Origin of the sequence: Steroidobacter sp., assembly GCF_036406195.1 — a bacterium.
Classification (GTDB): domain Bacteria; phylum Pseudomonadota; class Gammaproteobacteria; order Steroidobacterales; family Steroidobacteraceae; genus Steroidobacter.
Map to the genome: position 1 here is coordinate 12,686 of NZ_DASWVW010000007.1, position 21,164 is coordinate 33,849.

The 21,164-nt window shown below is 63.0% G+C and carries 16 protein-coding genes; 6 read left to right on the plus strand and 10 right to left on the minus strand.

Going from position 1 to position 21,164, the window contains the following annotated elements:
- Positions 1–7: 7 nt before the first annotated feature.
- Together VGE08_RS02200 and VGE08_RS02205 are read right to left on the minus strand one after the other, a co-directional pair.
- Positions 8–1,486, minus strand: a complete 1,479-nt coding sequence (locus tag VGE08_RS02200) for an NAD-dependent succinate-semialdehyde dehydrogenase (protein ID WP_331066212.1) — start codon at positions 1,484–1,486, stop codon at positions 8–10.
- Positions 1,483–2,811, minus strand: a complete 1,329-nt coding sequence (locus tag VGE08_RS02205) for an aspartate aminotransferase family protein (protein ID WP_331066213.1) — start codon at positions 2,809–2,811, stop codon at positions 1,483–1,485. Before VGE08_RS02205 ends, VGE08_RS02200 begins: the two co-directional genes overlap by 4 nt.
- A gap of 139 nt (positions 2,812–2,950) precedes the next feature.
- On the opposite strand from VGE08_RS02205, the gene VGE08_RS02210 reads away from it, so the two are divergent.
- A complete protein-coding gene (locus VGE08_RS02210) occupies positions 2,951–4,078 on the plus strand; it encodes a PepSY-associated TM helix domain-containing protein (protein WP_331066214.1) in 1,128 nt (375 codons plus the stop codon).
- 231 nt (positions 4,079–4,309) lie between these two features.
- A complete protein-coding gene (locus VGE08_RS02215; protein WP_331066215.1) occupies positions 4,310–6,427 on the plus strand; it encodes a TonB-dependent receptor in 2,118 nt (705 codons plus the stop codon).
- A 467-nt stretch (positions 6,428–6,894) separates the two neighbouring features.
- Here the strand turns inward: VGE08_RS02215 and VGE08_RS02220 are convergent, their stop codons facing one another.
- Genes VGE08_RS02220 through VGE08_RS02235 form a run of 4 tightly spaced genes read right to left on the minus strand, consistent with a single transcriptional unit; the run spans position 6,895 to position 11,828 of the window.
- Positions 6,895–7,410 (minus strand): sarcosine oxidase subunit gamma, encoded by a 516-nt coding sequence (locus tag VGE08_RS02220; RefSeq protein WP_331066216.1) that lies wholly within the window; start codon positions 7,408–7,410, stop codon positions 6,895–6,897.
- Positions 7,403–10,252: an FAD-dependent oxidoreductase gene (locus tag VGE08_RS02225; protein WP_331066217.1), complete on the minus strand. Its 2,850-nt coding sequence runs from the start codon at positions 10,250–10,252 to the stop codon at positions 7,403–7,405. Before VGE08_RS02225 ends, VGE08_RS02220 begins: the two co-directional genes overlap by 8 nt.
- A 7-nt stretch (positions 10,253–10,259) precedes the next feature.
- Positions 10,260–10,568 (minus strand): sarcosine oxidase subunit delta, encoded by a 309-nt coding sequence (locus tag VGE08_RS02230; protein ID WP_331066218.1) that lies wholly within the window; start codon positions 10,566–10,568, stop codon positions 10,260–10,262.
- Positions 10,569–10,583: 15 nt separating this feature from the next.
- On the minus strand, positions 10,584–11,828 hold the full coding sequence (locus tag VGE08_RS02235; RefSeq protein WP_331066219.1) for a sarcosine oxidase subunit beta family protein: 1,245 nt from the start codon (positions 11,826–11,828) through the stop codon (positions 10,584–10,586).
- Between the two features lie 56 nt (positions 11,829–11,884).
- On the opposite strand from VGE08_RS02235, the gene VGE08_RS02240 reads away from it, so the two are divergent.
- Both VGE08_RS02240 and VGE08_RS02245 read left to right on the plus strand, forming a co-directional pair.
- Positions 11,885–12,484 (plus strand): TetR/AcrR family transcriptional regulator, encoded by a 600-nt coding sequence (locus VGE08_RS02240; protein WP_331066220.1) that lies wholly within the window; start codon positions 11,885–11,887, stop codon positions 12,482–12,484.
- Positions 12,485–12,654: 170 nt separating this feature from the next.
- On the plus strand, positions 12,655–13,605 hold the full coding sequence (locus tag VGE08_RS02245; protein ID WP_331066221.1) for a ribose-phosphate diphosphokinase: 951 nt from the start codon (positions 12,655–12,657) through the stop codon (positions 13,603–13,605).
- Between the two features lie 49 nt (positions 13,606–13,654).
- Here the strand turns inward: VGE08_RS02245 and VGE08_RS02250 are convergent, their stop codons facing one another.
- Both VGE08_RS02250 and VGE08_RS02255 read right to left on the minus strand, forming a co-directional pair.
- A complete protein-coding gene (locus VGE08_RS02250; RefSeq protein WP_331066222.1) occupies positions 13,655–14,689 on the minus strand; it encodes a hypothetical protein in 1,035 nt (344 codons plus the stop codon).
- A gap of 25 nt (positions 14,690–14,714) precedes the next feature.
- The gene (locus tag VGE08_RS02255; RefSeq protein WP_331066223.1) at positions 14,715–16,094 is read right to left on the minus strand and encodes a nicotinate phosphoribosyltransferase; all 1,380 of its coding nucleotides are present in this window, start codon (positions 16,092–16,094) and stop codon (positions 14,715–14,717) included.
- A 342-nt stretch (positions 16,095–16,436) separates the two neighbouring features.
- Here VGE08_RS02255 and VGE08_RS02260 point away from each other — a divergent pair, with 342 nt between their 5' ends.
- Together VGE08_RS02260 and VGE08_RS02265 are read left to right on the plus strand one after the other, a co-directional pair.
- The gene (locus VGE08_RS02260) at positions 16,437–16,940 is read left to right on the plus strand and encodes a c-type cytochrome (protein ID WP_331066224.1); all 504 of its coding nucleotides are present in this window, start codon (positions 16,437–16,439) and stop codon (positions 16,938–16,940) included.
- A gap of 50 nt (positions 16,941–16,990) precedes the next feature.
- Positions 16,991–17,866, plus strand: a complete 876-nt coding sequence (locus tag VGE08_RS02265) for an SDR family oxidoreductase (RefSeq protein ID WP_331066225.1) — start codon at positions 16,991–16,993, stop codon at positions 17,864–17,866.
- Between the two features lie 147 nt (positions 17,867–18,013).
- On the opposite strand, the gene VGE08_RS02270 is transcribed toward VGE08_RS02265, so the two are convergent.
- Both VGE08_RS02270 and VGE08_RS02275 read right to left on the minus strand, forming a co-directional pair.
- Positions 18,014–18,781 (minus strand): glucose 1-dehydrogenase, encoded by a 768-nt coding sequence (locus tag VGE08_RS02270; RefSeq protein WP_331066226.1) that lies wholly within the window; start codon positions 18,779–18,781, stop codon positions 18,014–18,016.
- A gap of 65 nt (positions 18,782–18,846) precedes the next feature.
- Positions 18,847–21,135 carry a TonB-dependent receptor gene (locus VGE08_RS02275; protein ID WP_331066227.1) on the minus strand — a complete coding sequence of 763 codons (2,289 nt, stop codon included), beginning with the start codon at positions 21,133–21,135 and terminating at the stop codon, positions 18,847–18,849.
- Positions 21,136–21,164: the final 29 nt, after the last annotated feature.

The following is a 21,164-nucleotide window of genomic DNA, read 5'->3' on the forward strand; positions in this document are numbered from 1 at the left end:
GATTCCTTCAGTGCGAGCGCGCCAGGTAGATGTTGCCGAGCTTGGCAACCAGAAACTCATCGAGACCTTCCATGCCGCACTCGGCACCGTGGCCACTGTCCTTCACGCCACCAAACGGGCCTTCGGGAAGAGACGCCTGATAGTGATTGATTGCGACCATGCCCGCCTCGATCTCGCGCAGCATCCGATGTGCCCTGGTAAGCGAACGAGTGTGCACGTAGGCCGCGAGGCCAAAGCGCAGCTCGTTGGCGCGTCGCACGGCCTCCTCCTCATCGGTGAAGCGGCACAACACGGCGATCGGTCCAAACGGCTCGACGGTCATGCATTGCGAGCTGGCCGGCGGGTCGATCAAGACTGCTGGTGCATGAAAGTAGCCGCGCGCCGGCAGGCCACGGGGCGTAACCACGCACTCGGCGCCGCGATCCCTGGCCTCCTTGATCATTGCGGCCACGCTGGACCGGCGCCGCGCGTTGGCGAGCGGCCCCATATCGGTCTCCGGCAAATGACCTGGGCCGAGGCGCAGACGCGCGGCGTGCGCCACAAATAGTTCTGCGAACTTCTCGAAGACGCTCTCGTGAACAAAGAAGCGCGTTGGAGAGATACACAGCTGTCCGGCATTGCGGAACTTCGACGCGACCCCCATGAATGCCGCGGCTTCGACATCAGCATCATCGAATACCAGCACCGGTGCATGGCCACCCAGTTCCATCGTCGTCGGCTTGAGATATTCCGCGGCACGTCGCATGAGAATACGGCCAACCGCAGCGGATCCCGTAAACGAAATCTTCGCAACGCTTGGCGCGGCAACCAACGCGGTGCTGATTGCTTCCGGCGAGCCCAGCAGCATGTTGACTACGCCTCCGGGCAGCTGCGCGTCGGCGCAGATCTGCATCAGGGCTGCACAGCTCGCTGGCGTCTCCTCGGCTGGCTTGATGATGCAAGTGCAGCCAGCCGCAAGCGCCGCCGCGATCTTACGCGCTGGCGTGAGCAGCGGGAAATTCCAGGGCGTAAAGGCGGCGATGACGCCGATCGGTTGTTTGATCACCTCGTGGACGACGTCGCAGGCGCGCGGGGGGATGATCCGCCCGTAGGCGCGCCGGCCTTCCTCCGCGAACCATTCGAATGTCGCCGCCGCCGTGTCGACCTCGCTCAGCGACTCCTTGAACGGTTTGCCTTGCTCTGCTGTCAGCGTCGCGGCGATCGCCGCGCGGCGCTCCAGCAGCAGTTCGGCGATCTTGCGCAAGCGCTTGCCCCGCTCCCACGCAGGAGCTTTTCGCCATACCTGAAATGCCCGAGCCGCCGCCTGAAGGGCCGTGTTGATGTCCGCCGGTGAAGCCGCGACAAACGATCCGATCTCTGTCTCGCTCGCCGGATCTACGATGCCGATCAACTCCTCGCCGCCGCCCTCCCGCCACTGGCCATCGATGAACTGGCGTGGCGGAGCGTAGGACATAGAAGCGCCGCTGGCGCTCGCGATCGCGCTCACGTCGAACCCTCTGTAAGCGCACGTGCGAGCGTCGCGAAAATCTGTTCAATCTGCGCTCGGTCGACGATCAGTGGCGGTGACAGCAGCAGGATGTCGCCGCTGCAGCGGACATAGACACCGCGGCGAAAACATTCCTCAAAACACGCATAACCGCGCCGGCCGGGCGCATCGGGATCACTCGCCAGCTCGATGGCGGCGAGCATCCCGATCGTGCGAATGTCCGTGACATTCGGCAGTCCGCGCAGCGCATGCGCGCAGTCCTCGAAGTGCGACTCCAGCTCTCGCGCGCGGTCGAACAATCCCTCCCCTTGGTACACATCCAGCGCTGCCGCTGCCGCTGCGCAGGCCAGCGGGTGGGCCGAGTAGGTGTAGCCGTGGAATAGCTCGGGACTCCAGTCGGAGCCTTGCATGAGCGCACGATGGATCTCATCGCGCACGATTACTGCACCCATCGGCGCGGCGCCGTTCGTCAGTCCCTTGGCGGAGGTGATGATGTCTGGGGTGATTCCAAAGCGCTGCGCCGCGAACGGCGCGCCAATGCGGCCGAAGCCGGTGATGACCTCGTCGAAGATCAGCAGCAGGCCGTGCTTGTCGCAGATGGCTTTCAGCCGCTCCAGGTAGCCCTGAGGCGGCGGCAGCACGCCGGTGGAGCCTGCGACCGGCTCGATGATCACGGCGGCTATCGACGAAGCGTCGTGCAGCTGTACGTGTCGTTCCAGATCGTCCGCCAGCTCGGCACCCCAGCGCGGCTGGCCCCGGCTGAACGCGTTGCGGGCCGGGTCGTGCGTGTGACGTAGGTGAGAAACGCCGGGTAGCAAGGTGCCGAACTGCTTGCGATGGTTGCCAATGCCGCTGACCGACAAGCCGCCAAAACCCACGCCGTGATACGAGCGTTGCCGCCCGATGAAGCGTTGACGATGCCCCTCCCCGCGCGCGCGGTGATAGGCCAGCGCAATCTTCAAAGCACTGTCCACGGCCTCGGAGCCGGAGTTCGTGAAGAACACATGATCGAGCCCCGCAGGGGCAAGTGCGGCCAAACGCCGCGCCAGCTCGAATGCGGGCGGATGGCTGACGTTGAACGATGACACATAATCGAGCTGGGCGGCCCGCTCCTGGATGGCACGCACGATCGGCTCGCGATTGTGGCCGGCGTTCACACACCACAGGCCAGCTGCAGCATCCAGCAGCTTGTCTCCGGCAGGCGTGAAGTAATAGGCGCCCTGCGCGCCACTGATGAGTCGGGGATTGCGCTTGTAGCGGCGGTTCGGCGTGAACGGCAGCCAGAGCGCTTCAAGCTCGGCGGACTGCGCAGGCAATGAAGCCATTTGGAGCTCCGGTTGGCCCGCTCGGCCGCACTCTTTGCGGCGGACGAGCTTGCAAAGTGGACGCGATTTCGCGTGGTGTCTTTTATTGTGATAAAAGTAAGCCCGCGGCGCAAGCACAATGATGACCCTGGAGTGATCTTTGCGATCCTTTTCAACTTCTGGCCAAGTCCGAGCCAGGTTATACGCAACCGCGCATCGCTGGATCGGCCTGGTGCTCGCTGCGCTGTGGGCCGTGCAGGGGCTGACCGGGGCCGCGCTGGTATTCCACGACGAACTGGACGAACTGCTCAATCCGCACTTCACAAGTGAGCGCTGTACGGGTAATGCGACTGTTGCCGACGTTGCGGCGGCAGCGCAACGCACAGCAGGCGGAAGTCGAGTCGAACGCATTGCTGCTGGAAAAGATGAGCGTTGTATCTACAGTGTCCGCGTGCGAAGTACTGCTGGAGCCACGCTCGAAGTCATCGTGCACGCAGCCGACGCAAGCGTACTCGGCGTTCGATCGTGGCAAGGCGATTTCACGCGGGCCGGCCTTCCGCGGCTCATCTATACCTACCACCGGGACATGCTGTTGGGTCGCAATGGCATGAATCTGCTAGGCATCAGCGGCATGTTCCTGCTCGCGACTCTCTTGCTGGGCGCGCGCGTCGGGTGGCCCAGGAAACAATCGTGGCGCGCTGCCCTGCGCATCCCGTGGCGCGCGCCTGCACAGGCGTCACTTTACGCCATGCATCGATCGACCGGCCTCGTAGCCGGCGTATTCCTGCTGATGAGCGCGATCACCGGCATTTATCTCGTCTGGTCGACGCCCGTGCGCGTCGCCGTCAGCCAGGTCGTTCCACATTCGATGACGCCCGACATGCGCTCCGCCGAGCCGACCGGAAATTGGCTGGGAATCGATGCGGCGCTGGCGCGGGCTCGAGCGGAGTTCCCACAAGCGCGGCTCGCCGTCATCACTCCGCCGAACGCAACGAACGGCGTCTATGCGGTGAGATTTCGACAACCCGGCGAGATCAGGCGCGTCGCCGGCACGACGGAAGTCGTCATAGACGCGCACTCCGGAGCTGTTCTGCATCGGCATGACGCCATCCATCAACCGACCAGCAACCACGTGATCGACGCGTTGTTTCCATTGCACACCGGCGAGCTTGGCGGTTTGATCACGCGTATCGCGACCGCGCTGGTCGGGCTGGCCCTGGCGGGACTCTGTGCGACTGGCGTTTGGCGATTCTGCGTGCGCAAGGTGCGCTCCAAGCGACGCTCATGACTGCGGGCGGCTGGCTCCGGCTCGCCCCACAACGTCGATGGCTGCGCATCCGGTGGTGCCTACTTGTCAGGACATTACGGGCACCGAGGCGCGCAGGCGACAGTCGTTCAAAGTCGGCGGTTGTTGATTTTTGTGACCATATAAGGCACCCTGTTTTTTATAACATCATTATTCACAGGGACCACATCAGCGTCCTGGTCTGGCATGGTTGACACAATGGGGAGCATTCCGATGAGTACAGTGGTTTCACGAGCTGCGGCTTCCATGGCGGCGCTCGCCGTGGCGCTCACCACCAACGCCGCCGCACAAGATTCTTCCGAGAACGTCGCCACGGAGCGGCTCGATGAGATCGAGGTGCTGATCGTCAGCGGCTCCCGCCTGCCTCGCTCGGTCTCCTCCTTCCCGGGCTCGGTTTCGATGCTCGATGCTGCCGAAATCGAAAAGCAGGCGGCGCTTTCAACGGATATCGCGACGGTGCTCGCGCAGACGGTGCCGGGCCTCGGCACCTCCTCGAACTCGGGCAGCAACTTCGATCAGACACTGCGAGGACGTAAGCCGGCAGTGCTCATCGACGGCATTCCAGTCTCGATTTCCCTGCGCGACGGCGGGCGCGACTTGCGTGCGCTCGATGCGTCCGTCATCGGCTCCGTAGAAGTAATCCGCGGGTCCTCGGCGCTGTACGGCAACGGCGGCGCGGGTGGCGTGATCAACTATCTCACCAAGCGTCCGACGCCGGGCCCGGCACAATTCGACGCGAGCGTTGCCTTGAGCACTTCGCTCACTCATTTTGGTGACAGCTATAGCCCGCGAGCACGGTTCGGCGTCTCCGGCGGCGGCGATCAGGCCGACTATCTCTTCAGCGGCTCCTACGAGCAGATCAATTCCTTCTGGGACGCCGACGGCAAGCGCATCCCACCGGCGCAGCACGGCAACGGCGGCTTGCCGGACTCGGACATCTTCAGCCTGTTCGGCAAGACCGGCTTTGCAATCGGCGACGGCCGACTCGAGTTGAGCGCTCTTTACTACGATCAGGAGCAGGATACCGCCTACATCACGCAGAACGGTAACATGGCAACTCGCACCCCGGCCCGCGCGATCCGCGGGCAAGTAGATCCGCGGGCCGTGAACGAGGCCAACGACAACCTGGTGGCCGCGATCACTTACAGTCACCCTGACGTGCTCGGCTCGCAGCTGCGCCTGCAAACCTTCTATCAGGAGTTCAACCAGGTGTACTCGTTCGACCGCGCGCGCTTCGGCGGCAGCCAGTCGATGATCAGTTCCGAGAAACTCGGTTTGAAGTTCGATATGGAAACTCCGCTCGCCTTCGTTGGCCCCGGCGCATTCGCGTTGTGGGGTATCGACGTGGTGCGCGACGAGACCGTCCAGCCGTTCCTCGACGGGCGCATCTTCGTGCCGGAACTCGACCAGGACAGCGTCGCGGGGTTCTTGCAACTCGAGTTGCCGATTGGCGATCGCGTGGTGGTACAGGGCGGGGTGCGGCACGAGGAGATCAGTCTCGACGTAGCCGGCTTCTTCGCATTACGCAACCAGGTGCAGGTGGACGGCGGCAGCCTCGACTATGACGAGACCGTGTTCAACGCCGGCGTGGTCGTGAATATCACCGATGCGCTGAGCGTGTTCGCAGGCTTTTCTCAGGGATTCAGTGTCGGCGATATCGGGCTGGCGGTGCGTGAGGCGCGCTCGGCCACGACCGTCGATCAGCTGAATCCCAAGGCGCAGGTCATCGACAACTACGAGGGCGGCCTGCGCTGGAGCAGCGGCGGCTTCTCCAGCTCGGTAGCCTACTTCCAGAGCCGCTCGGACCTGGGCACGCGCTACGTGAACGATCCGGTGAACATCGGCAACCTGATTCTGCTGCGCCAGCCCGAAAAGATCGAAGGTGTCGAGCTGCTGATGAGCTACGACGTGTCCGATCGGCTGCGCGTCGGCGGCACCTATACGTGGATCGAAGGCGAGTTCGACTCCAATGGCGACGACCGCGTCGATACGCCGCTCGGCGGCGATCGCATTCCGCCGGAGAAGTTGACCGCGTATGCCGATTTCGATATCACGCCGAGCTGGAACGTGCGCCTGCAGGCGCTCTATTCCGGCAGCCGCAACGAGTTTCCCGGCGACATCACCAGCTTCGCCCGCGGCGAGATCCACGACTTCCTCACGATCGATCTGCTGACGCGGCTTGAAATCGGACCGGGTGCGCTCTCCTTCGGCGTGCAGAACCTGTTCAACGAAGACTATTTCCCGAACAGCTCGGAAATGTCGAACCGTGCTGACCGATTGGTTAAGGCGCCCGGCACGACAGCGCGGATGGAGTATGCAGTGAAGTTCTAAGCGGCTTCCATGCGCCCGCGCCGCTGTGCGCGGGCGCATTGCCGGCTCGTCTATGCGAGCGCCGCAACGAGCACATCGAGAGGCGCGGCTTTGATGAAGCCGAGCTGCAACGGTGAAGGCATCCCTCCCCCCACCAAGCGTCTGCTTGCCAGGCCGCATGTGTAGCGGCCACGGCGTCTGCTAGCGAACGTCCATAGTTCACGACGGATTTGTTCACGACGGATTTGCGACTCCAGCTCGACGCCGAGCCTGCGGCGTGTTTCGCCTGGTACGCAAAGCACTATCCGATGCAGGATCACTACCGGAAGGCGTGAGCTTCGAGGGGGTCCACGCGAGCAGCCGAGCCGAAGCGCTCGCTGCTCGCCGAGAAACCTCTATCGCAGCACCGGAGTGAGTGGTGACAGCGGCGACGATGCCGACGCCGTCCGGACAAGACAACGTCAGTATGTAACTCGGCTTCTGCAGGGTCATTGAGAGGCGCTCTGGAACTCGACTGCGGCGTCCTCGATCCAATCGATGAGGAATCGCTGATAGCTACGGGCGAAATACAATCGAAAGCTCGGCGCATCGTCGATGTGCTCGATGAGCACCGCCAGTTGCGCGAACCGGGTTCGAGCGCACCGGCCTGCCGGGAACGCGCTCGGATGAAGATCCAGACCGCAGCCTTTGGACAGGACGTCACGCGCCAGCGGGCCTGAGACATTCAACACGCCGATGCCGTCGGTCACGTCTATCAATACAGCGCCCTGCGCCGCAATTTCGGCCGCGAAAGACTCGATGACGCTCGTCGCGAGTTGCACATCGCTCACGACCGTCCATCTACCAGGAGCCACGCAGAGAACATGCAACGAGTCGAGCCGCGTCGCTCCGGCTTCGCTTGGCAGCTCGCGGCCGTCCATGGACAAGCGCCGCTGGCCGCTCTTGAGCTCGGGCAGCCACGAGTGGATCTCCAGCACGGCACGGGGTTGATATGTTTCAAGCATTCATACGCTCCCCGGCGGCGTCGTAGAACGACGGAGCAACCACCGTCGCCTGCGTGATCTTGCCGTTATCGTACACGTTGAGCATTGCGCCGATGCGCCCTCGCCCTCCACGCAGCATCGCAAGCGCAATCGGCTCATCGCCGAGGACCGTTCTGCCCGCGGAGGTCACCCAACCGTCGCTGGCCTCCGTCGAGTCGGTGAAGCGCAGATGACTGCCAATGACGATATCCGTTGTGCCCTTGAGACCGACCAGTTGCAAACGGTCCGGGCGACGGTGCTCCGGCAGCCACAGCGAACGCTTGCCGATGTAGTCGGAATGGTTGTTGGCGGCAACTTTGCCCCAGCCAACGTCGTCCGGCACGGTAGTGCCGTCGGTATCGGTGCCGACGTGCAGGAAACCCTTCTCCAACCGCATGAGCAGCAATGCATCGAGCCCGAACGGCTGAATGCCATGAGCCTGGCCTCGCTCCATCAGCGCGCTCCACAACGCTGGCGCCGCGTTGGCGCGGACGTTGATCTCGTAGGCCAATTCGCCAGTGAAGCTGACTCTATAGAGTCGAACATCGTGGCCGCACAGACGTCCTTCGACCATGCCGAGATGAGGCAAGCTGGCGTTCGCAAGATCCATGCTGGGTTCGAGCGACTGCAGTACATCGCGCGATTTCGGGCCTGCCAGCGAGAAGCACGCCCAGGTATCAGTCACCGGCACGATGCTAACGCGCAAATGCGGCCATTCGCACTGCAGCCACTCCTCGAACCAGGCAGCAACACGCTGGGCATTGCCCGATGTCGTCGTCACCAGGAAGCGATCGGGCGCAAGCATCACGACGGTGCCATCGTCGAAGATCACCCCGGACTCGCGCAGCATCAGGCAGTAGCGCGTCCGGCCGGGCTTCAGAGTCGTGAGATCGTTGATGTAGAACCGGTTGAGGAAATCCAGCGCATCCGGCCCGTGAACCTCGATCTTGCCGAGCGGCGAATAATCCAGCAGTCCGCACGCGGTGCGCACGGTTCGAGCCTCGCGTAACACGGCGTCACGATGAGACTCGCCGTTGCGAACATACATGGCAGGCCGTTTCCATTCACCCAAATCCTGCATGAGCGCACCGTTGCTCACGTGCCAGTCATGCAGAGGAAGTCTGCGTTCGGGCGCGAAACGGCTGCCAATGGCGCGGCCGGCGATGGCCCCGAGCGTCACAGGCACGAACGGCGGACGAAATGTGGTGTGGCCGATTTCATCGGGACTCACCCCTCGGAGCCGGGCGACGACTTCCAACGCCGTCAGATTCGACGTCTTGCCCTGATCCGGCGCCATTCCCGTCGTCGTGTAGCGCTTCTGGTGCTCGATGGAAACTAAGTTCTCGCGCAGACTCAACTCGAGATCTGCGACGGTCACATCGTGACGCAGATCGATCCATTGTCGCGCGGTATTGCCGACCGGGCTCACCCGGGGACCCGGCTCCGATTCATGATGGTCGCCCGCGTTCCCGGCGAATGCGGCGACAGAATGTTGCGCGCCGGGGGCAAGCGCCTTGCTCCGAGAGTCGTATCGAAGCTTGCCCGCTGCCTGAGAGTACAAGTGCAGCGTGGGATTCCAACCGCCGGAGATTGCGAGCGCATCGCAAGCGACACGTTGAGAAGATTCAATCTGCCGCCCGTCCTTCGACAACTTTCCCAGCGTCACGCCACGCAAGGCGCTAAAGCCCTGCGTATCGATCGGCATCGTGCGGTCCAGTAACGGAATGGACAGCGCACTTAACTGCTGTCTCTTCGCCGCCGGCACATCGGCCCTGCTATCGGCAACTGCGACGACATCGACACCGGCCGCCTTCAGATCGCAAGCAACCACATATGCGGAATCATTGTTGGTCGCCACGACGACGCGATGACCGCAAGCAACCGCGAAGCGACGCAGATATTCGTGCGCAGCCCCGGCTAGCAGAATGCCGGGTCGATCGTTGTTACAGAACACCAACGGCTGCTCGATGGCGCCAGTCGCAAAGATCACCCGGTTGGCTCGCACGGTCCAGTAACGCTCACGCGGAAGCCCGCTGCGCTCCTTCGTATCTGACACGCGCTCCAACAGCGTCACCACGTCCCGGTCGTAGTATCCGACCGCGGTCGTCCGCGTCAGTATCTGAACATTCGGCATGCCACGCAGCGCGCTCACCACCTCACCGTCTTCCGATGCATGCGGCGGTACTGAGGCTCCGTTCCAAGCGTTGCGCCCGCCAAGCTCGTTCGCCTGCTCGACGAGCACGACTCGCGCACCGGTGTTTGCAGCGTCTCTGGCAGCGGCGAGGCCGCTCGCGCCGCCACCGACAATGAGCACGTCGCAATGTAGATTGCGATTGTCATAACGATCGGGATCCGGCCCGCTCGGAGCGTGCCCGAACCCCGCCATCCGGCGGATGATGCCCTCGTAGAAATGCCAGCTCGGCCAGATGAACGTTCTGTTGTAAAAGCCCGCCGCCCACAACGGCGCCGCGAAATCGAGCACGCGCCCGAAATCGAAGCCGCGCCGGCTGAGAGAGCTGGCTTGCAGCCCTTCCGTCAGTTCAACGAGCGTGGCGCGCGCAGCAGGGACGCGCGATACGCCGGCCCCGAGTTGCACGAACGCATTCGCTTCTTCGATGCCGCTCGAGTACACACCTCTAGGGCGTCGAAATTTGAAGCTGCGGGAAACCGTGCGCACGCCATTCGCCAGGAGCGCGGATGCAAGCGTGTCTCCTGCATATCCTTGGTACGTTCGATCATCGAACGTAAACTGCACGCGTCGCTGCCGGTTCAGCGCGCTGCCCACCCCGTATTCGATGGCAAGACGAAACGGCCCTATGCCCATGGTGTGCTCACAGTTTGGTCACATCCGCCTGGCCGGGAATGTTCCCATCCAGCGACGGCTTCGCCTCTCCCATCCGATACACGGCGAGAACCTCGTGCGTTACCGTATCGCGCGCCACATTGAACCAGCGGCCGCATCCATACTCGTGGAGCCACCGCTCGTAGAGCACGCCCTTGGGATTGTCACGAACGAACAGATAGTCCGCCCACTCGGCATCGCTGGCCTCGAAGGGCGGGCGGGTGATATGAGATTGACCGCCGAACCGGAACTCCGGCTGATCGCGCACACCACAGTAGGGACAAGCGAGTCGCAGCATCGATAACCCTTCAGATCAATGGGCAACGCCCGCCGCGGCGCCTTCGTCGATGAGCGCGCCGCGCTCGAACCGATCCAGCCCAAAGCGTGCAATCAATGGATGCGGACGACCGTTCGCGATGGTGTGCGCCATGGTGTGGCCACCGCCCGGAATCGCCTTGAAACCGCCGGTGCCCCAACCGCAGTTGATGTACAGACCGTCGACGGGCGTCAACCCCATGATGGGCGTGGTATCCGGCGTGATATCCACCATGCCCGCCCACTGTCGCATCAGGCGCAGGCGACTGAAGCTGGGGAACAACTCCAGCACTGCGCCGACTGTCCCATGCAACACGGGCAAACCACCGCGTTGGGCGTATGAGTTATAAGCGTCGGCCGCGCCACCGATGACGATCTCACCGCGATCGCTCTGACTCACGTAGGCGTGGATCGTGCCCGACACCAGTACCGTATCCAGCACGGGCTTGATGGGTTCGGTCACCATGGCCTGCAGCGCCATTGTGGTGATGGGCAGACGCAGTCCGGCCCGTCGAGCGAGGTCCGACGAATGACCGGCAACGGACATGACGACCCGGTCGGCCGCGATAGCGCCCTGATTCGTTATTACGCCGCTCACCCGGTTGCCGTTGAGCTGAAACTCACGAACCTCGCAGTCCTGGATGATGTCGACGCCTAGCGCACTCGCGGCGCGTGCGAATCCCCACACCACGGCGTCATGCCTGGCGATGCCGCCACGCCGCTGGATGAACCCGCCAAGCACGGGATATCGAGATTCGAGATTGATCTGGGGCACCAGCCTTTTGATATCGGCCGCCGTCAGGATCTCGCAGTCCACGCCGCTCATGCGGGTGGCATTGGCCCACCGGCGATTGATCTCCAGCTCATGCTCGCTATGAGCCAGCGACAGAACCCCTCGCTGACTCAGCATGATGTTGAAGTTGAGCTCACGGCTCAAACCTTCATAGAGCTTCAGGGAGTGATCGTAGAAGCCCGCGCTGGCCGGATAGAAGTAATTGGAACGACACACCTGCGTGTTGCGGCCGGAGTTGCCGCCGCCGATCCAGCCCTTTTCCAGCACCGCGACATTCCTGATGCCGTGCTCCCTGGCGAGATAGTAGGCGGTCGCGAGCCCATGACCGCCACCTCCAATGACCAGCACGTCGTAGCCACGCTTCAGGGTCGGCGTGCGCCAGGCCGGCCGCCAGCCCCGGTTGCCGCGCAGTGCGCTGCGGGCCAGATTGAGGAGCGAGTATCGCTGCATGGGCCTATTGTTATTCCAGACACTTGTGTATGGCAAGAGCTGTGTAGAATACTCGCATGGCCAGCAAACCCAGAAAATCACAGAATCGTGTGCGCCAGCCTCGCCGCCCCCTCGGCCGCGAAGCCTGGCTTGCAGCCGCTCGCGACGCGCTGATCGAAGAGGGCACCGCCGGTGTCGAGGTGAACAAACTCGCCAAGCGCCTGGACGTGACCCGCGGCGGGTTCTATTGGTTTTTCGAAAGCCGCGAGCAACTGCTCGACGCCCTGCTGGAACTGTGGGCCGAGACCGGCACGGTGCTGTTCGAGAAGATCGCGACCGCGGCCGATCGCAGCGGCCCGCAGAAATTCCAGGCCCTGGTGGATCTGTGGCTCAGCGAGAAGGACTATGACCCGAAGTGGGATGGCGCGGTACGCGATTGGGCGCGCACATCATCGAAGGTGCTCGAGGTGGTACACGCCGTCGATATGCAACGCATCGGCTTCATCGAGCAGGTGTTCCGGGATATGGGCTACAAAGGCAAGGAAGCGCACGTTCGAGCCCGTGTCACTTACTATCATCAGGTGGGCTACTACGCCTTGGGGGTGCGCGAGACGCTCCGGCAGCGTCGCGAGCTCCTCCCCTACTACACCAAGATCCTGACCGAACGAGACATCTAGCACGGCGCCCGGCAGATCGACATCCCGGTAACGAACAGCGAGAGCCGCGGGGCGGCTCGTTCATCCAGCGGCCGAACCCCGCAAGGGGGATGAAAGTTACGTACTACACCGGAGCCCATTGCGTGACTTCGGCGGTGGCATCCTCGGCCGCAACGGATCAAGATCGGCCCATGCTGCTATTCGCTCCCAAGGCTTCCTTGGCACTCGGCAGTCGCATCGCCGAGGCACTGGGGGTGTCCCTGTCCCCCAGCGAAGAGCGTGAGTTCGACGGGGGCGAGCACAAGATGCGCCCCCTGGTCGACGTATGTAATGAATACGTCTATGTCGTGCAGAGCCTGTGCGGCGACGCGAGCGCTTCCGCGAACGACAAGTTGTGCCGATTGCTGTTCTTCGTTGGCGCCTTGAAGGATGCGGGCGCCAGGCATGTCACCGTCGTAGCGCCATACCTGGCGTACGCACGCAAAGACCGACGCACACAGCCGCGGGACCCTGTGACTACCCGGTACGTGGCGACACTCCTGGAGGCCGTGGACGTCGACCGCACGATTACCCTGGAGATTCACAACGAAGCGGCGTTCGACAATGCCTTTCGCCGGCATACCATCCGCCTCGAGGCCAGCGACGTATTCGCCGAACGGATCGCCGAGAAAGTTGCAGATCAGCCGGTCGTGGTGATGTCGCCCGACATCGGTGGAGTGAAACGCGCGCAACGGCTTCGGGAATGTCTGGTCCGCACCCTGTCGCGTGAGGTCGATCTGGCGTTCATGGAAAAGCGGCGCGCCAGCGGGGTTGTGTCCGGCGATGCGGTTGTCGGTGAGCTGAGTGGACGCGCGGTGGTGGTTTACGACGACATGATCGTTTCCGGCTCCACGATCCTGAGAGCCTGTCAGGCCGCGCGCCAGGCCAACGGGACAGCCGTGTACGTTGCGGCCGCACACGCAGCGTTCCAGCCATCGGCGATGGAGTTATTCGAAACACGCGTCGCGGACGACGTGCTCGTAACGGATTCCATCCCGTTGCGTCCTGAATTTTCCGGATGGCTCGGCGCCGGACTGCACGTTTGTTCGCTTGCGCCGCTCGTGGCCCGGACCATTCAAAGCCTGGAGCGCGACCGCCGGTAGCCGAGTCCACGGTGCAGCTTGTTGGAAGTCAGCCGGCGCACTCGTGAGCTCAGGTTGAAATTTCGCGCGCGGCGGTGGCGTGTTTCCTGGCGAGCGCCAGGTATGTCTGCGCATGCTCTATCCAAGGCGCAAGCGACGCAACGGTTGGATCGAGTATGTGCCAGGCCGAAATCTTCGCGCGCACGAGCGCTCGACAGGCTCGATAGCCATCCAGCAAGGAGCGCGAGAACACATCGCCCGAAGCGTTTCGATAGGCGCCGACGATCTGTTCCGCCACTTCCGGTGCGCCGGCCACCTCGCATTCCAGGCTCAGGAACGCGAGCTCTTCCGCCGGATCCAGAATGCGCAACTCACGCGAGAATTCCAGCGAATCGATGACACATGGCGGCGCCAGACAGATGTGCTCGGGTCGCAAGTCGCCATGACACTCCCGCACACACCCCTCGACAGCGCGTTTTCCAAGCTCTCGTTGCAGCACGTCAAAAGCCGAATCGATCTCCGCAGCTGCCTCGATGACTTGCGTCGGATCGAGTTTCAACTCCGGAGCCAGCAATGCAGCGCGCTCCATCGCGGTTCGCTCACGTAACCGGCGCACATAGACCTCCTCCGCCATGAAATATCGTTGCTGTCGTTCGTAGAACCGCGCCAGCAAGACTCCAATATCGGCGAGCGCTGCTGGCGTGAATGATCTGCTGGCGATCGCGCGATCGAGCATGCAATGCGCAGGCAATCGCTTCATCCACACCAGCCAATCGACCACCCGGCCCTCGCCTGCCACTTTGAGCTCACCTTGCGCGTCCACCACCAGCGGCACGGCGCCGAGATACACATCGGGGGCGAGGCGGCGATTCAGGCGCACCTCATCCAGGCAATTGCGCTCGCGATCGGCCAGCGAGCGCAGGTCCAGCTGCGGATGAGCCGCTGGCTTCTTCATCTTGTACGCATACTCGCCGACCAGAAACACCCAGGCGAAATGCGTTTCGATCCGCTCCACCGACTCGGCTGGAACGGGGTAACAAGCGACCGAGCACAACGCTCGCAACTTCTCTTCGGTGCTCGCAGTCTCGTCCAGAATCTCCGTCATGATCGACTTCTGCCCGCGCTGCAGATCAGTGCGGGATCTGCCCCACTTCGTCCGCCAGCCGATGTTGCCCCTGTGAGACTTTGACGGGCGCCTCCAGTACGTGCTCGAGCGTGCGGTACTTCGGCGGCAGTTGTTCCATCTGCTCCGCGCAATACCTGCGAACTTCGCTGAGAGGTGGAGGCTCGCAGCTGCGACGGCCATTGCTCATGACTTCCTGCAGCAACGGCCGGCCGTCGATCACTTCATCCTCGCAGGCAAGGACGTCCATGGCGAGATAGCCGCTCGGATCGTAGCGGCGGTAGACCTGACGCGGGCCCGGCCATGATTCCTTATATTGCGACAGCTTCCGCACCGGGCGGTCGGCGTACTGATGCAACTTGTAGGCGCAATCCAGCGACGGCGCATCTTCGGAAACTGCCAATCTCGTGCCCAGGCAGAACGCGTCGATCGGCGCCTGGGCCGACACCAACCGCTCGATCGCGTACTCGTCCAGGCTGCCGCTCACGAAAATTTGTACGTCCTCGCAACCACCACTGTCCAATACCGCCCGGACGCCGCAAGCCGCCGTTTCCAAGTCGCCACTGTCGATGCGCACGCCCTGGACTCGAATGCCGTCGCTCCGCAAGCGATCCGCCACCTCCACCACTCGCTGCGCTCCACGGATCACATCGTAGGTGTCTATGAGCAGAACGATGTTCTGCGGATGGCATCGTGCGAAGTTCAAGAACGCTTGCGATTCGAGCTCGTGAGCCTGCACGAACGAATGCGCCATCGTCCCGGAGAGCGGAATGCCATAGTGATACGACGCTTCGACGGTCGCCGTCGAATCGAAACCGCCGATGTAGCTCGCACGGCTCGCCAAACAACTCGCCTCTGCGCCGTGCGCGCGACGCATCCCGAAATCGATGAGCTGGGCCCTGGGCGCAGCCAAACGGCAGCGCGCCGCCTTGGAAGCAATCATTGTCTGATAGTGAAGCAGACTGACCACCCGGCTTTCGACCAGCTGCGCTTCGGGTAGGGGGGCTTCCACTCGCAGGATGGGCTCGCTGGCAAAGAACACGGTTCCTTCGGGCACGGCGAAGACCCTGCCTGTGAAGCGGAATGAAGCCAGCCGCTGCAGACCGATGGAGCTCAACCGCCCGGTGGAGGCCAGCCAGTCGATCTCCTCGGGTGTGAAGCGCAGGTTTTGCAAATATTCCAGTACCTGCTCCAGCCCGGCCGCCACCAGAAAGCTGCGCTGCTTGGGCAAACGGCGGACAAAGAACTCGAAAATCGCCGTCTCCTGCATGTCCAGCTGGTAGTAGGCGTCGAGCATCGACAGCTGATACCAATCCGTCAGCAGTGCGGAACATTGAGTGCCCGGCGCACTCTGGAGGCGGCTCTGGGGCGATTCGCGCGTCGTCATGTCCGGCTCCTGTGAGATGCGAGGACCATGCTTACCATTCTGTAGCTCACCGCCAGCGCGGCTCGACGCCAACCCGGAAAATCCACCAATACCCGCGTGGAAACCCGGCCCCAAGGGCGACTGGCGCCTGCTGCGCCCATGAAGAGTCGGGGTCCCAAGAAGCCGCACAGCCAAGCGCGGAATCCCGCGAACGGGCGCGTAGATCTCACGAGTGCACGCGCGTCCAGAGGGCCCATCATGTCATGCGGCTTGTATCATGCGGCTTGCAAAAGCCTGTGCAAGCTCTGCAAGCTCTTCCTGCGCCGATCCAACGTAGCGACGACCCTTCGAGGAGGATGGACGATGCTCGCCCCAATCCGTCTATTCCAATGGCTTGCCATGAGCGTGCTGGTGATTTCGGCACACGCGCTCGCCGCCGATCGTCCGCCCGAAGAAAAGGTGCCGTATCGCATCGTCGATGGCAAGGTCGACGAGTCCACCTACCTGGGCTGGCGTGCTTACCACTCTGCCTGCCATGCCTGCCATGGCGTCGACGCGGTCGGCACGGCAGTGGCTCCCAGCCTGGTGGAGCGCGTAAAGTCGCTATCCGCGCGCGACTTCACCACTAAGGTGCTCACCAGTTATCGCATCGTGGTTCCGTCAAGCGAGGCGTGGGGCGACGACTCCACCGCCGTGCGCGAAGCCTTCCTCGAAGAAGTTCTCCGCCGCGCACGGGGTGAAGTGACGATGCCAGCTTGGGAAGGAGCAACGACGATGCGGCCACACGTCCTGGATCTGTATGCATATCTGAGGGCCCGCGCGGACGGCGCACTGGGCCCAGGAAAGCCGCAACGGATAGATGAATGAGGATGGCGCCACTGGGTGCGCGAGATTGGATGAAGACAAGGATGCCGTGAATGAGCGCTACGGTAACGAATCCGAGTGTCGCTGTGATCGGAGCGGCGGGCCAGACGGGGCGACCTCTGGTGCGCTGTCTCGCTCGGCGTGGGGCGAAGGTCAAAGCCATTGTGCACCGAATGGACCAGGCGGCGCAGGTGCCGGATGCAGCAGTCGCGCTCGCTGTAGACCTTGCCGACACGAAGGCGCTCGCTGCGGCCCTGGAAGACACGGCGGTCGTACATTACATCCCGCCCGTGTTCAATCCAGCGGAGGAGACGTTCGGCGCTCACGTCATCTCGGCCGCAAAGGCCGCCGAGGTGTCGAGGATCATCTATCACTCCGTTCTGCACGCATCGACGCCCTCGATGCCCCATCATCAGCACAAGGCGATTGTCGAGCTTGCGCTGCGTGAGTCGCCGCTCGCCTGGACGATTCTGCAACCGGCGATGTACTCGCAGACGCCGCTCGCCTTCCTCGATGCCGACCGCAAACAGCTGCGGGTAGGCTTCGACCCGGCGAAGCCATTCTCGCCAGTCGATCTCGAGGATCTCGCCGAAGCCGCCACCAACGTGATCCTGGAAAGCGGGCACGAATATGCCACCTACGAACTGGCGGGCGCCGACCGACTCGATTTCTTCACGATGGCGGGTGCCATCGCGGAAGCGCTGGGCCACACGGTGAGTGTGCACCGCCTATCTTCTGCCATCGTCGCGAGCGCGGCCGCCGTCCACTACGGCATAAGATCCTGGCCCTACTTGAAAGGCATGTTGGATCACTACGATGCGCACGGTTTCCTGGGCAACCCGAATGTACTGCGCATGCTGCTACGGCGGGAACCGCTTGGATTTGCGGAAGTGATGAAGCGAGAGCTGGGCTCGGCCGGCAAATCATGAAGCCGCAGAGAACGGGCTTGGTCATACGAACGGCGAGCGCGGCGATCAGCAGCAATACCATCGCCGCGCCCGTGCTGTAGTTACGAAGTCGTTGGTGGCCGATACGCTCGCATCATGGCCGCTTGCTAGCGGCAGTCCCGATACCTGCTACTGGGCCGTATAACCTCCATCCACCACCAGTTCCGCGCCGGTGACGAAGCTCGACTCGTCAGAGGCGAGATAGAGCACGGCGTCGGCAATCTCACGCGGCTCGCCGATGCGACCGAGCGGATGCAAGGACGCGAACGCCTGCTCGGCCTGTTCCTCGCTCATCCCGGTCGCGAGGCGAGCCATCTCGAGACCCGCGCGCGTACGAACGAGGCCAGGGTGCACCGAGTTCACGCGGATGTTGTACTTTCGCTGCCCGCAATGCACGGCCACGCACTTGGTCAGCAAGCGCACCCCCGCCTTACTGGCGGAGTACGCAACCAGATTCGCCGTCCCGATGATTCCTCCGACAGAGGAGATGTTTACTATCGACCCGCCGCCCCGATCTTTCATGTGCAGCACGGCGAGCTGCGTGCCCAGGAACACGCCATCGAGATTCACGGCCATGATCGAACGCCACTGGGCCAGCGTGGTTGTCTCGATGTCGTTGTGCGTGCCCAGGCCGGCGTTGTTCACTAGCACGTGCACGCGTCCGAACTGCTGGGTCGCCGCCTCCCATACGCTTTGCCAATCGCTGTCGCTGGCCGCGTCATGACGCATGAATGAGACCTTTCCGGGATGACACGCCGCCAGTGCCTGCCCGGCGCGCTCATCGATATCCGTTGCCAGAACACGCGCGCCCTCGGCGACGAATCGATTCACGATCGCCGCACCGATGCCGTTCGCGGCACCCGTCACGATCGCGGTACGCTCGGTGAGTCTTGCCATGATTACCCCCAGGATTGCTTAGCAAGCGGCAGCGGACCAATAGATCGGTCCGCTGCCCGCATCGCTCAGAACTCGTAGCGCGCCGTCACGCCAAAGGTGCGCGGCGGATTGACCCATCGCATGTAGCTGCCATCGAACAAGGGCACGCCCACCTGCTGCACGATGTAAGTCTCATCGCCGAGGTTCTTGCCCCACAAGGCGAAGTCCCAGGGACCTCGCCTCAGTCCGAGACGCGCATTCAGAACCGTGTACTCGGTCTCCGCTGCCGGATCGAGCTCATCGGAGGCGATGTGCTTGCTCGCGTATCCAACTTCGCCGCGCAAGTAGAGCTCGCTGTTCCCGAGCGGATATGTGAACGTGCCTGCCAGCGTGCCTGAGAACTCTGGCGCCCAAGGCAGCTCGCTGCCGCTCAGATCGCAGAAACCTTGCGCGTTGGCGCCGCCGCGCCCGAAATAACAGGGACCATCGGGAAAGGCATCGTACTCGGCCTTCAGCCACTCGGCCGAGAGGTTCAGACTGAAGTGCTCGTTGACCACCAGCTCGCTGTCCAGATCGACACCCCGCGAGCTCTGTTCGCCGGCGTTGATCACGTAGAAGGAACCGGTGGTGGCATCGAAGGACAGGTTCTGAAAATCGTCGACCTGCGTGTAGAACGCGGCCACGTTCAAGCGCATGCGCCGGCCGAACAGCGTCGCCTTCACCCCCACTTCGTAGTTGATCGACTCCTCTTCCTCGAACTCGCGCTCGTCCCCCGAACGCGGTCCGGCAGCGCCGTTGAAGCCACCCGCTTTGGTCCCGGTCGACACCGTTGCAAAACCGTTCACATCCGGCGTGAAGGCGTAGCGGCCGCTGATCATCCAGGTGGGTGTGCTGTCCTCGCGTTCCAGCTGTTCATCCAGCGGTGGCAGGATCGCGAGTGCCATGAGGCTGGTCGGCGATGCAGTGAGCGAGATGATGCGCAAGCGCGCATCCTTCTTTTCGCGGTCGATCCGCAGGCCCGCGGTCACATTGGCGCGATCGGTCAAGTCGTAGCTCACCTGGCCGAAGCCGGCAATGGTCTGCTGATTCCAAACCGAGTCATAGACGCCGGTGTCGAATTCGGCGGCCGTGAGCGGCGGCGGCAGCGGCAACAGCGACGGTATCGTTCCGAAAGTGACAAACCCCGGACGTTGGCCGTTGCCCCGCCGCAGCTCCGCATCGTAGTAATAAAGACCAGCGACATACTGCAGCGGGCCGCTGCCGTTGGAGGTGATACGCACCTCCTGGCTCACCGAGTCGCCCCCCTGCTTGTCCACCACGCGCCAGAAGTCGAGCGGGGAATGATCGGTGTCCTGCTGATGATCCCAGTCGTACTTCTCCCACGCGGTGATCGACGTCAGCGTAACCGCCCCGAGCCGCCAGTTCACGGTCGCCGAGGCCGAGCGGCTGGTCTGCTCGAATGTATAAGGAAAGTCTATGGCGACGCGGCGATCGTCGGGATCGAGCAGCGGCAAGCCGAACGCCTCATAGAGCATCTGATGCACGGGCCCCGGCACGAGCACGCCGCTGCAGCAATGCTGATCGCGATCGACGTAGGTCCCGATGAGACGAATATCCAGCGTATCGGTCGGCGTGAACAGCAACTGGCCGCGCACCATCCGGTCATCGGCGTCATTGAGCGATTCGTTACCGCCGCCGCCCGTCACATCCAGATCGTCGAGATAGCCGTCCTGTTCGTTGACTCGAGCACTCAAACGCCACGCGATCGAGTCGCCAATCGGGCCAGTGAGCCCGACTCGCGCATCGCGCAGTGCGTAATCGCCGAGCGTCAGCTCGGCCTCGGCACCAAAGGTTCGCGACGGCATCTTGGTGACCACGTTGATCGCGCCGGCATTGGTGTTCTTGCCGTACAACGTGCTCTGCGGACCATACAGAATTTCGACGCGATCCAGGTCGGCCAGATCTGCAAGACCCAGACCGGAACGCGACTGGTAGACACCATCGACGAAGAATCCGACTGAAGGCTCGATGCTGGGCTCATTGCCCTGCGAGCCCACCCCGCGCAGTCGAATCGCCGCGGTGAATGGGTGCACGCTCGTAGCCACGCCGAGTCCCGGCACCGACATCTGCAGCTCCTGCAGGCCCCCGATACCCGTGTCCTTGAAGAAATCCTCGCCGAGCGCCGCGATCGTCATCGGGACATCTTCCAGACTCTGCGAACGCTTCTGCGCCGTGACGATCACTTCCTGTAGAACTGCGCTCTCCGCCCCGCCGACTCCCTGCGCGATGGTCACTGTCACTGTTGACTGCGCAACCACCGCCGCCAGAATCGACGCAGCCCCGGCGCTGCCGCGCCTCGCTCTTGAACCTCGCATAATCCACCCCCCAAGACCTTAGCTGTAGT

Coding starts and splice junctions, on each gene's coding strand:
- VGE08_RS02205 (WP_331066213.1), bottom strand. CDS start 2,811: ATGGCTTCATTGCCTGCGCAGTCCGCCGAGCTTGAAGCGCTCTGGCTG.
- VGE08_RS02215 (WP_331066215.1), top strand. CDS start 4,310: ATGAGTACAGTGGTTTCACGAGCTGCGGCTTCCATGGCGGCGCTCGCC.
- VGE08_RS02220 (WP_331066216.1), bottom strand. CDS start 7,410: ATGCTTGAAACATATCAACCCCGTGCCGTGCTGGAGATCCACTCGTGG.
- VGE08_RS02225 (WP_331066217.1), bottom strand. CDS start 10,252: ATGGGCATAGGGCCGTTTCGTCTTGCCATCGAATACGGGGTGGGCAGC.
- VGE08_RS02230 (WP_331066218.1), bottom strand. CDS start 10,568: ATGCTGCGACTCGCTTGTCCCTACTGTGGTGTGCGCGATCAGCCGGAG.
- VGE08_RS02235 (WP_331066219.1), bottom strand. CDS start 11,828: ATGCAGCGATACTCGCTCCTCAATCTGGCCCGCAGCGCACTGCGCGGC.
- VGE08_RS02240 (WP_331066220.1), top strand. CDS start 11,885: ATGGCCAGCAAACCCAGAAAATCACAGAATCGTGTGCGCCAGCCTCGC.
- VGE08_RS02245 (WP_331066221.1), top strand. CDS start 12,655: ATGCTGCTATTCGCTCCCAAGGCTTCCTTGGCACTCGGCAGTCGCATC.
- VGE08_RS02250 (WP_331066222.1), bottom strand. CDS start 14,689: ATGACGGAGATTCTGGACGAGACTGCGAGCACCGAAGAGAAGTTGCGA.
- VGE08_RS02255 (WP_331066223.1), bottom strand. CDS start 16,094: ATGACGACGCGCGAATCGCCCCAGAGCCGCCTCCAGAGTGCGCCGGGC.
- VGE08_RS02260 (WP_331066224.1), top strand. CDS start 16,437: ATGCTCGCCCCAATCCGTCTATTCCAATGGCTTGCCATGAGCGTGCTG.
- VGE08_RS02265 (WP_331066225.1), top strand. CDS start 16,991: ATGAGCGCTACGGTAACGAATCCGAGTGTCGCTGTGATCGGAGCGGCG.
- VGE08_RS02270 (WP_331066226.1), bottom strand. CDS start 18,781: ATGGCAAGACTCACCGAGCGTACCGCGATCGTGACGGGTGCCGCGAAC.
- VGE08_RS02275 (WP_331066227.1), bottom strand. CDS start 21,135: ATGCGAGGTTCAAGAGCGAGGCGCGGCAGCGCCGGGGCTGCGTCGATT.